Below are 10841 nucleotides of genomic sequence, written 5' to 3' on the forward strand. Positions count from 1 at the left end.
GGTTCCGGGGGGCGCGGACTTGGCAGTCGGTGTAGGGGGCCCGGTCCGGCGGTGGTCGCGGCCCGACCTCGGTCAGTTGGTCCAGGTTGCCTGGCTGACTGCCTCTGCCGAAACCCCGTCACTCACAGCTGTGACGGGCTTTTCGGTGCACTCCAGGTGGCTGGGTAAGGTCGCGGTACACCGAGTTGGAGAGGTAGCCGCATGGCCAACGAAATTGTGATCGCGCAGACGACCATCGACGACGAGGACCAGGCGAAGGCGTTGGCGAAGGGCGCCGTAGAGAAGCGGTTGGCTGCCTGCGCCCATATCGATCAGCCGATCACGGCGGTCTACCGCTGGAAGGACGCCATCGAGACCGACCAAGAATGGCGAATCTCGTACAAGACGACGACGGACCGGCTTCCGGCGCTCGCAGCCTGGGTGAACCAGGAGCACAGCTACGACGTTCCGGAGTGGATCACTCTTCCCGTTTCCGGTGGGTCGGAGGCATACCTGTCCTGGGTGGTCGAGGAGACGGCCGCGCCGTAAGCCCGAGGCAGCGAGTAATTCCGCGCCTGCGCCATGAGCTCTCCTGTGCGGTAGGTCTGCGGGAGAGCTCAGGCGGCAAATTGTTGCAGGTGCCGGGCGAGTTCCCGCTGGCTGTCAGGGAGCCAGGCGGCGACGGTCCGGGCCCGATCCCTGCCCATCGTGGTCGGTCTGGTCTCCGTCGTAGCAGCGAACTGGCGTGACACGTAGACACCTTGGTCGATGTCGCCTCCGCGCAACACCGCCCGGAGGCGGACAACGTCATCACGCTCGACGACCTTGCCGTGTACGCCACGGGCCACAGCCTGCACCTGGTCAGCATCTCCCGGCGCCAGGTGGTGGAGCCGGTGGTGCTGCACCCGCTGGCGCTGGAGAAGCAGGCGCCCCCGGTGGCCCGGTTCCTGGCCATGCTCGGGCGTGGATTCGCCACGCACTGGACCGAGTTCGACTGGGGGCCGCTCGCCGCCGGCCTGCCGTTCCTGCCCAGGGTCAGCTACCGCAACACCACACTGGCCCCGGCACGGTGGCGGCTCTCGGCGAAGGACCTGCCGGGCCCGTTCGGATCGAACTGGCGGAAGGAATTGGCCAGTTGGGCGAACAAGTGGCAGTGCCCGGACCGTGTGGAACTGCGCGACAACGACCGCGCGCTGCTCCTGGACCTCGGCGAGCCTCTGCACGCGCAGCTGCTGCACCGACGCCTTCAGACCGATGAGGCCCACCTGACCGAGGCCCCGGCGGACGATGAGCTGGGCTGGATCGGGCACGCTCACGAGGTCGTCGTCCCGCTCGCCTCCACCCAGCAGTCCCTTCCGCATCCGGACCTGTCCCCGGCTCCGCTCGTCACCAACCGGTCGCTCGCCCACGCGACTCCTGGTCAGGGCGGATGGCTCCAGGCCAAGGTGTTCACGCATCCGACCGTGATGGACGAGATCCTCACCCACCACCTTCCCGCGCTGCTGGACGAACTGGGCGGGCATGCGCACTGGTTCGTGCGCTACCGGTCCCTCCAGGAGGAAGACCACCTGCGCCTGCGGATCGCTGTGCTCCGCGGTCCGGAGGACGTCGCCTGCACCATGCGGGCGATCTCTGCCTGGGCGGCGAGACTGACGGACGTCCGCCTCGCTTCACGACTCGTTTTCGACGCCTACCGGCCCGAGATCGGCCGCTACGGCACGGGCTCGGCCATGACCGGCGCCGAAGTCGTGTTCACCGCCGACAGCCTCGCCGTACGACACATGCTCACCGACCGGGCTGGCGTGGACCGGCGCATGCTCTGCGCGCTCGGCATGGTCGACATCGCTCAGGGACTGCTCGGGGAAGCCGACGGCCTGAACTACCTCGCCGCCAACACGCCTACGAGGCACGGCGATCCAGATGTCACCCGGCGCGTGCTCCGCGCCGCAGGCCACAACTACCTCGCCTCTGCCTCGCCCCGTCTGGCCGGGGCTCTCATCCAGCGCCGGACAGCCCTGCGCGCGTACCAGGAGCAGCTGCCCGCCGACCGGCGCACCACCGTGCTGGAGTCGTTGCTGCACATGCACCACAACCGGGTCATGGGGCCGGATCGCGACTCCGAAGCCGCCGCCCGCTACGCCGCCCGCCGGGCATGCCGATCCCTGTTGGCCAGGAGGAGCCCACAATGAACAACCTGCATGACCTCGGCTCGGGACTCGCTGGGACAGCCCTGTACGACGCGGTCCTCGCCCGGCACGGTGACATGTGGGAAGCCGCGCACACCTCAGCCAAGGCCCTGACCTCCCGACCCGTGGACACCCATCCTGTAACGGCGAGCCTGTACCAGGGGCTACCGGCCGTCGCGTACGTCCTGCAAACGGCCGGACACGACGGCTACGCGAGCACGCTGGAAGCACTGGATCGGAAGATCGACATCCTCGTGGATCAGCGCCTGGAGGCGGCGTACACCCGTATGGCTTCCCAACGCCCGCCCCGAATACGGGAGTTCGACCTGATCAGCGGGCTTACCGGGGTCGGCGCCTACCTGCTGCATCGTCGTCGGACGGACAGTCTCACGAACGTGGCGGCCTATCTCGCCCGGCTTCTCACGGAACCCGCAGTCGTGGACGGGCAGGCTGTCCCGGGCTGGTGGGCGCACGACAGCCCGCGCGGACGGTACGACGACGACTGGCCGCTCGGGCACGCGAACTTCGGTATCGCGCACGGTGCCGCCGGGCCGGTCGCGCTGCTTGCGCTCTGTGTTCGGTCCGGGATCGTCCAACTCCCATTAGTGCAGGAGGCTTTGGCCGAGGGATGTGCCGTGCTGTCCCAATGGGCGAGGCCCCTTGATGGCGGCGGCACGGGCTGGCCGGAAACCCTGGGCCTTCACGCCTTCCTCGATGGGCCACGGCTGGGCGGGGCGCAGGGCAGACCGTCCTGGTGCTACGGGACGCCAGGCATCGCCCGATCCCTCCAACTCGCCGCGACAGCCTGCGAGAACACCCCTGCCCGGCGGCTGGCCGAACGAGCCTTCCTCTCCTGCGTCACCGACGACGGTCAACTCGCCCTCCTGGAAGACGCCACGGTCTGCCACGGCTGGTCCGGGCTGCTCCTGACCGCCGACCGGATCGCAGCGGACGCCTCGCACGACGCCATCGCCCACGAGCTTCCTGCCCTGCGGGAACGCCTCACCGACCACACGGTGCAGCACGGCATACCCGACGGCCCGGGACTCCTCACCGGAGCCGACGGCGCCCTGCTCACCCTGCACACCCTGACGCCGTCCCAGCCCGTTGACCCGATGTGGGAAACGTGCCTCCTCCTCAACTGAAAGCGACCGAAGTGACTGAAGAAGCCGCCACGTCAGAAGAACTGCGCAACCGGCTCGTCGACGAAATCGTTGCCGAACGACCCCTTGCACCGAGGGTCGAGCACGCCCTGCGCAGCGTCCGCCGCGAGGACAACCTCCCCGGAATCAACTTGCCCACCGCCTACACCGACCAGGCCGTGAGCATCAAGGACAACCCCAGCGGCCCTCTGCCGCTGTCCTGCGCCTCCGTGCCGTCCACGGTCGCCATGATGCTCGACCAGCTCGGCGTCAAGGCGGGCGACAACATCCTGGAGATCGGCGCCGGCACTGGCTACAACGCTGCCCTCCTCGACGTACTCACCGGCCCGGAAGGGCACGTCACCACAGTCGACATCGATGAGGACGTGGCCCTGCACGCCCGCACGACCCTCAACCGGTCCGGACACAACCGCGTACGCGTCTTCGAACGCGACGGGCTTGTCGGAGCACCCGAGCACGCCCCCTACACCCGCCTCATCGGCACCGTCGGGCTCTGGGACTTCCCCGCCGCATGGTGGGACCAACTCGCCGACAACGCCCGCGTAGTCCTGCCCCTGCGCTGGCGCGGGCAGACCCGCTCGATCGCTCTCACCCGGCACGGCGACACCCTCACCTCCGACAGCGTGGAGCTCTGCGGCTTCGTCCCCGTCATCGGCCAGGACGGCGAGAAGACCGCTGCCCTCAACACCGACGACACCGTGCGCATCCACTACGACCAGGACCAGGACATCGACCCGGCCGCGTTCGACGACGCGACCTTCAGCACCCCGTGCACCACCACGCTGTCCGAGCAACGCATCGGCGGCGAGGAGTCGTTCGACGGCATCTGGCTGCGCGCCACAGCCAGCGACAACCGGGTGTGCCGCGTCGAAGTCACGCCGAAGGCGCTGGAGAACGGCGTCCGCCGCCCCTCGATCCCGCTGCGCAGTCCGGCCCTCGTCTCCGGAGGCTCCATCGCCTACCTGATCACCGAGCGGGAAGAAGCCGCCCTCCAACTGCCCTTCCGCCTCGGCGCCGCCGCGTACGGCCCGGACGGCACATCCCTGGCCCAGGACCTCGTCGCCCACATCAACACCTGGGGCGCCGACCGGACCGCGATCCCCCACATCACGATCACCCGGCACACAACTTCGGCGCCGACCAAGGGCTTCAGCATCGCCAAGCCCGAGATCCGCCTCACGCTCACCTACTAGCTCCACCGTCCCGAAGAGGCAGCGGCGGGTCGGACCGGCCCGCGGTTCCGCGCGCCTTGGGGGCAGATCGCACCTCCAGAGCTCCGCTGCCCGCCGGGCAGACCACGCCGCGATGACGCTCACGCTGTTCACGACGAGGTGAGTCCCGTCGCTGCAAACTCAAGCTCTGGTGCTGCGCAGGCGCAGACCCGTACGGGCGATGCTTCGCAGCATCGCCCGAGGAGCGCCCTTTACGCGTAGGAGTCGGTCCAGACCCATCCGCTGTGACTGCAGTGCCAGTAACCCTTCTGGAACGGTGGCGAGTAGCCCTCTCCGACCTTGTACCAGGTCGGGACCGGGCCAAAGTTCCGCTGGCAGTCCATCGGGGCCGCCGCACTGGAGGAGGTCATGGCCTGCACAGGGGTCGTGGCGGTGGTCTCAGCAGCCTGTGCGGGTGCGGTGAGCATTCCCAGCGAGAAGGCGGCGGCCGCCGTGGTGGCGCCGAGTGCCAGCGCGCGTCTGAAAGTAGTCATCGGTTCGCAGAACCTCCTGCGGTAGGAGCATTCCCGGAGCTCTGGAGCACAGCAGGAGGCACCGGAGAAGCTCGGTGTGAATGGAGCGTGATCGCAGTCTTTGGCGAGGTGTTCGGCGTGCCTGGGAAGCGCGGCCCGAAGATCACACTCCCGGTGCCATTTGTGGGATTGAACGCCACCACAGGTCTTCAGTCGGCGCTTCTGTGGGCCATCGGTCGGGTCCCCATGCCATGGGGCGGAACCACGACCCCCAACTCTGGGAATCCCCCTACGGCCGCGAGCCCGGCCGGGACGAGCTGGTCCCGCAGGGCGGCGGCGAGGCGGCCACCGGGCACCGCTGTCCCGGCGAGGACATCACCGTCGCCGTACTCGCCGCGCTGCTGCCCCGTCCCGCCCGCCTCGACTACGACGTACCGGCCCAGGACCTCCGTATTCCCCTGAGCCGTGTGGCGGATTCGTCATGGCCCACGTGCGTGAGGCGCCGGCGTCCCCTCAGCCTCCGAAGTCGTCCCGGTGGTCCTCGGCCCATGCGGCGAACGTCCGTGCCGGGCGGCCCGTGATCCGCTCCACGGTCGTGGTGATCTCCGGTGTCGAAAAGGCCTGCTCCGCCATCGACTTGAGGATCGCGCGCACCGTGTCCCGCGGCATGTCCGGGTACATCGTCTCCGCCGCTTCCTCCACGGAGATCTCGTCGAACGTCAACTCCCGTCCCAGGGCGCGCCCGATGGCCTCGATCTGCTCGGCGTTGGTGGTCGCTTCGGGCCCGGTGAGCCGGTATGCGACGCCTTCGTGGCCTGCGTCGCCCGCGTCGCCCGCGTCGAGCAGCGCGCGCTCCGCGACCGCCGCGATGTCGTCCTCGTGGATCGGCGCGGCCGCCGCAGCGGGGAACGGCGCCCGCACGGAGTCGCCCGCCCGGATCTGCCCGGTCCACTGGAAGGCGTTCGTGGCGAAGGCGTTCGGCCGCAGGAACGTCCACGCCAACCCGCTGTCGCGGACGGCCTGTTCGGCCTGCGCGTGCCATACGTGGATGGGGTGCTCGGGGTCCTCGTCGGCCGTGCCGACGATGCCGGACGACAGCATGACGACGTGCCGCACGCCTGCTCCGGCCGCCCGTTCGAGCAGCCCCGGCAGCTGCTCGCCGGCCGCCCCCTGCAGATGCAGGAAGAGCTTCGTCGCGCCCTCGAAGAGGCCGTCCGCGTCGAGGCGCGTCACCTCCACACCCGCGGGCAGCGCCGCCCGCTCCGGACTGCGGCTCACCGCCCGCACGGCCAGGCCGGCTGCGGCCAGCCGCTCGACCAGGGCACGGCCGACGTTCCCGGTGGCACCGGTCACCACGATCACGAGGACTCCTCTTTCGGTACGGATTTCGATACGGACGCGGTACGGACCCGCCGTACCGAGGCACGCCAACTCCCTTGACGCACCCAGCCGTTACGACCCTACGAGCAGCACCCGGCACCCGCCTCGGCACAGCGGACCAGCCGGCCTCGGTCCGACGGCGTACGACCACGAACCGGGCTGTCGGCGTTAGCCGGCGCCCCCGGCCCCCTCGCCCGCCGCCGCCCGTTCCGTGGCCGTGAGGAGCGCCTCGACCGCGGTGTCGTAGATCGACTTCTGGGTCACGGCGGTCAGTTCGGCGATGTGGGCGCGGGTCGCCGGATGGTCCGTCTCGGGCAGGTGGGCGTACACGCGGGACCAGGTCGTGTCGTCCTTCTCGCGGACCTCCGGATCGAGCGAGCCGAGCACGGCGGAGTGCGCGCACAGGCCCAGGACCGAGTCCACGAAGGCCCGGTAGAACAGCACGACCCGGTCGCGGGGGAGGCCCGAGCGGGCGAAGGCGTCGACAAGGAGCTCGACCATGCGGCGCTCGGCGGGCCCCCCGGTGATGCGGGCGAAGGTCAGGACGGTGATCGCAGGGAAGCGCAGCTGGCTCTCCCAGATCGTCGCGGCGATCCGGCGCAGGGTGTCCTGCCAGGGCTCGTCGTCGGGTACGTCGCCGAGTTCGGCGAGCTCGCTCTCGATGACCCGCTCGCAGAGCGCGAGCAGGAGTTCGTCCTTGTCGCGGAAGACCCGGTACAGGGCCGTCACGTCGACCGAGAGTTCCTGGGCGACCCTGCGCATGCTCAGCCCGGCGGCCCCCTCCTGCTCGGCGATCCGGAAGGCGGCTGTCAGGGCGGCCTCGCGGCGCACGCTCCGGCGTTCCCTGCGGGGCCGCGCGGCGACGGCGCCGTCCTCGGCGGGCTTCGCGCCGGACTTGGAGGTGGGCTTCGCGGCGGCGCCGGCCGTCTTCTTCGGCATGGGCCAAGACCCTACCAACGCGTACCGGCACCTGCGACAACACCGATGACAACACCGATGACAACGCCGTTGGCGGCTACGGAGGCATCGCCTTGGAGAAGAAATGACAACACCGTTGACAACAGTGTTGTCCCAGGTGTTCCGTGTCCCCGTCCCCGCCCTCTGTCTGCGGGCCACGCAGCCAGATCCCCCAGGAGTCCCATGAGCCGCCACCTACGCCTCGCCCTTGTCCAGGCCCCCGCCGAGTCGCTCGACGACTTCGCCGCGGGTCTGCGCGCCCGGATGAAATCCCCGAACGCCGCGCAGCTCGTCGTCTACCCCGAGCTGCACCTCTGCTCGCTCGGCGCGGACCGCATGACCGAGGAGGAGTACTACGCCGCCTACGCCGAACCCCTCGACGGGCCGCGCGGCGCCCGGCTCGCGGAGCTCGCCCGCGAACACGGCGTCTGGCTCGTCCCCGGCACCGTCCTCGAACGCGCCGACGACGGCAGGGTCTACAACACCGCCGTGGTGTACGGCCCGGACGGCGCCCTCGTCGCGACGTACCGGAAGATCTTCACCTGGCGGCCCTACGAACCGATGTGCGTGGGCCGCGAGTTCGTCGTCTTCGACATACCGGGCACCGGCCGGGTGGGCCTGTCGATCTGCTACGACTCCTGGTACCCGGAGGTCACCCGGCACCTCGCCTGGATGGGCGCCGAACTCGTCGTGAACGTGGTGCAGACGGCGACGGCCGGGCGGGCGCAGGAGATCCCCGTCGTCCAGGCCAACGCCATCGTCAACCAGGTCTGGGTGGCCAGCGTCAACGGGGCGAGCCCCACGGCCCAGGGCCGCAGCCTCCTCGTCGACCCCGAGGGGCACACCCAGGTCGCCGCGGTCGGCACCGAGGACGCCACGCTGCTGAGCGTCGTCGACTTCGACCGGGTCGCCGCCACCCGCAAGTTCGGCACCGCCGGGGACTCCTGGCCCTGGGACTTCTTCAAGGCCGACGACACCCCCTTGGAGCTGCCGCTCTACAACGGCCGTATCGACCCCGCGACCTGGCGGCCCGCGATCTCCCCCGAGACGCCCGCCGCGCTGCTCCCCGAGGGCCCGGTCGTGCACCGGCGCCCGGCCCCGGAAGGAGACCCGGCATGAGCGCCGACGAGAAGCAGCCGGCCGCGCAAGCCGGACCAGAAGTGACGGGCACTCAGAACGCGGGCCTCAGTGGCCAGTTGTCGCTCGGCTCCGTCGTGACCTTCGGGCTCGCCTACATGGCGCCGAGCCTGGTCCTCGTGATCTTCGGCGTCATCGCCGTCAGCAGTGCGGGCACCGCGCCCACCGCGTTCCTCGCGGCCACCGGGGCGATGTTCCTCACCGCCCTGAGCTACGCGAAGATGGCCCGCCACTTTCCCGCGTCGGGCTCGGCCTACACGTACGCCCGACGGATGCTCGGCGCGCCCGTCGGGTTCCTGGTCGGCTGGACCGTGCTGCTCGACTACCTGTTCCTGCCGATGGTGGCCTGGCTCGTACAGTCGATCTACCTGAACGCGCAGTTCCCGGCCGTGCCGGTGTGGGCGTGGATGCTCGTCAACGCCTCCCTCACCACGGCCGTCAACATCATCGGGCTCAAGCTCACCGACCGCGTCAACAAACTCCTCACCACTCTCGCCGTGTTCCTGGTGCTGATCTTCGTCGCGTACTGTGTGGTCCACCTCGGCGAGCAGCCGCCGCAGTCGTACACCGCGCCGTTCTGGAACGCGGACAGCAGCATCGCCGGGGTCTCGGCCGCTGCCGCCGTCGCCGCCTACTCGTACCTCGGGTTCGACGCGGTGACCACGCTCTCCGAGGAGACCCGCGACGCCGAGCGGACCGTGCCGCGCGCCGTGGTGCTCGTCATCGCCATCGGCGGACTGCTCTTCGCCGCCGTCGCCTACGTGATGCAACTGGTGCGCCCCGGCGGGGTGTTCGACGACCCCGAGATCCTCTCGTACACCATGTCCGTCGAGCTCGGCGGGCAGACCTTCGCCGACTGGTTCAACATCGCCGGGATCGTCGGCGGCTTCGCCTCCGGGCTCGCCGTGCAGCTCAGCTCCAGCCGGCTGCTCTACATCATGGGCCGGGACGGTGTGCTGCCGAAGCGGGTCTTCGGGGCGCTCCACCCGCGCACCAGGACGCCGGTGCTCAGCCTGCTGCTCACGGGCGCCGTGTGTCTGCTCGGCCTCGACCTCTCCCTGGAGACGGCGACCTCGTTCATCAACTTCGGCGCCTTCCTCGGCTTCACCGTCGTCAACGTCTGCGTGGTCGTGTACTTCGTGCGCAATCGCGGCACCGGGCGCGTGTCGGTGTTCGGGTACGCGGTCGTGCCCGGCCTGGCCGCCTGCGTCACCGTGTACCTGATCGCGCGGCTCAGCGGGACCGCGCTGACGATCGGCGTCTGCTGGCTCGCCGCCGGCGTCGCCTATCTGCTCTGGCTCACCCGCGGGTTCCGGCGGCCGACGCCCGAGCTCGACCTGACTGCGGGGGCGGAGCCGGAGCGTCCTGAAGCCGCCCGTCCCGCCCGAGGCCCAGGCGGTCCTGGAGGTCGAGAAGGAGGTTGACGCGCGGGCGATACCGGCGCGTTGGCGCTGCCCGCCGGACAGCTCGTGCGGCAGCCGCTCGCCGCAGGACGGGTCGAGGCCGACAGGTCGAGGAGTTCCGCGACACGTTCCCGAGCCGCAGCCGGCATCGCCCAGGCGGCGCACCCTTCCCCGTGCCCTAACCCACCGCCGCCGCCCCGCTCATCGCAACCCTGACGACCTCGGCCACCTCCCCCGTAAGCACATCCAGATAGAAGTGACCGCCGGGAAAGAGATGGAACTCGCCCGGCAGTGCGGACTCGTCGAGCCAGGCCTCGGCGTCGGTGACCGTCACCACTGGGTCGGCGTCGCCGATCAGGACGCTGAAGGGCACGTCGAGGGGCGGTCCCGGCGTCCAGTGGTAGCCGCTGAGCAGCGCGTAGTCGGCGCGCAGCGCGGGCAGCACCATGTCCAGGAGGTCGGGTTCGTCGAGTACGCCGGTCGCGGTGCCGCCGAGGTGCCGGACCTTGGCGATCAGTTCGGCGTCGCCGTGCACCACGTCACTGGCACCCGGCTCGGGTGTGGGCGCGCCGCGGCCGGACAGGAACAGCCGTACCGGTGGGCGTCCGTTGCTCGCGCGCAGCCTGCGGGCCGTCTCGTAGGCGAGGGCGGCGCCCATGCTGTGGCCGAAGAACGCGTACGGCTGACCGTCCCCGAGCTCCGCCGTCACGGCGTCGGCGATGTGCTCGGCGAGGGAGACAAGGGAAGCGGCGGGTGGTTCGAGTCGCCGGTCCTGGCGCGCCGGGTACTGGACGGCCAGTACGTCGATGTCGGGGGCGAGGGCGCGGGACAGCGGCACGAAGGCGCTGGCCGCGCCGCCCGCGTGCGGGAAGCAGACGAGGCGCGGCCCGGCGCCGGGCTTCGGCGCGAACCTCCTCAGCCAGGGGCTCGACATGAGTACTCCGTTCCAGCG

At 70.3% G+C, this 10841-nt stretch carries 10 protein-coding genes and 1 pseudogene; 7 read left to right on the forward strand and 4 right to left on the reverse strand.

Features of this window, described 5'->3' with window-relative positions:
* Positions 1-201 precede the first annotated feature (201 nt).
* The 4 genes from cutA (at position 202) to fxlM (ending at position 4521) form a co-directional block, all read left to right on the forward strand.
* On the forward strand, positions 202-528 hold the full coding sequence (cutA, locus tag GUY60_RS26670) for a divalent-cation tolerance protein CutA (protein WP_161702245.1): 327 nt from the start codon (positions 202-204) through the stop codon (positions 526-528).
* A 212-nt stretch (positions 529-740) separates the two neighbouring features.
* Entirely contained in the window at positions 741-2168 is a 1428-nt protein-coding gene (locus tag GUY60_RS26675) for a lantibiotic dehydratase (RefSeq protein WP_161702247.1), read from the forward strand.
* Positions 2165-3310: a lanthionine synthetase C family protein gene (locus GUY60_RS26680; protein WP_161702249.1), complete on the forward strand. Its 1146-nt coding sequence runs from the start codon at positions 2165-2167 to the stop codon at positions 3308-3310. Before GUY60_RS26675 ends, GUY60_RS26680 begins: the two co-directional genes overlap by 4 nt.
* Positions 3311-3321: 11 nt before the next feature.
* Positions 3322-4521 carry a methyltransferase, FxLD system gene (gene fxlM, locus GUY60_RS26685; protein WP_161702251.1) on the forward strand — a complete coding sequence of 400 codons (1200 nt, stop codon included), beginning with the start codon at positions 3322-3324 and terminating at the stop codon, positions 4519-4521.
* Positions 4522-4751: 230 nt separating this feature from the next.
* Here the strand turns inward: fxlM and GUY60_RS26690 are convergent, their stop codons facing one another.
* A complete protein-coding gene (locus tag GUY60_RS26690; protein ID WP_161702252.1) occupies positions 4752-5033 on the reverse strand; it encodes a hypothetical protein in 282 nt (93 codons plus the stop codon).
* Between the two features lie 233 nt (positions 5034-5266).
* On the opposite strand from GUY60_RS26690, the pseudogene GUY60_RS39180 reads away from it, so the two are divergent.
* Positions 5267-5593 (forward strand): annotated as a pseudogene (locus tag GUY60_RS39180) (hypothetical protein); the annotation flags it as partial.
* On the opposite strand, the gene GUY60_RS26695 reads toward GUY60_RS39180, so the two are convergent.
* Together GUY60_RS26695 and GUY60_RS26700 are read right to left on the reverse strand one after the other, a co-directional pair.
* A complete protein-coding gene (locus GUY60_RS26695) occupies positions 5526-6374 on the reverse strand; it encodes an NAD(P)H-binding protein (RefSeq protein ID WP_161702254.1) in 849 nt (282 codons plus the stop codon). The pseudogene GUY60_RS39180 and the gene GUY60_RS26695 sit on opposite strands and share 68 nt — an antisense overlap.
* A 186-nt stretch (positions 6375-6560) precedes the next feature.
* Positions 6561-7331 (reverse strand): TetR/AcrR family transcriptional regulator, encoded by a 771-nt coding sequence (locus GUY60_RS26700; RefSeq protein ID WP_161702256.1) that lies wholly within the window; start codon positions 7329-7331, stop codon positions 6561-6563.
* A gap of 201 nt (positions 7332-7532) precedes the next feature.
* On the opposite strand from GUY60_RS26700, the gene GUY60_RS26705 reads away from it, so the two are divergent.
* On the forward strand, positions 7533-8468 hold the full coding sequence (locus tag GUY60_RS26705; RefSeq protein WP_161702258.1) for a carbon-nitrogen hydrolase family protein: 936 nt from the start codon (positions 7533-7535) through the stop codon (positions 8466-8468).
* Positions 8465-9910, forward strand: coding sequence for an APC family permease (locus GUY60_RS26710; RefSeq protein WP_223178736.1), 1446 nt, complete (start codon positions 8465-8467; stop codon positions 9908-9910). Before GUY60_RS26705 ends, GUY60_RS26710 begins: the two co-directional genes overlap by 4 nt.
* Before the next feature lie 157 nt (positions 9911-10067).
* On the opposite strand, the gene GUY60_RS26720 is transcribed toward GUY60_RS26710, so the two are convergent.
* On the reverse strand, positions 10068-10823 hold the full coding sequence (locus GUY60_RS26720) for a thioesterase II family protein (RefSeq protein WP_161702260.1): 756 nt from the start codon (positions 10821-10823) through the stop codon (positions 10068-10070).
* Positions 10824-10841 lie beyond the last annotated feature (18 nt).

Origin of the sequence: Streptomyces boluensis, assembly GCF_009908195.1 — a bacterium.
GTDB classification, from domain to species: Bacteria; Actinomycetota; Actinomycetes; order Streptomycetales; family Streptomycetaceae; genus Streptomyces; species Streptomyces boluensis.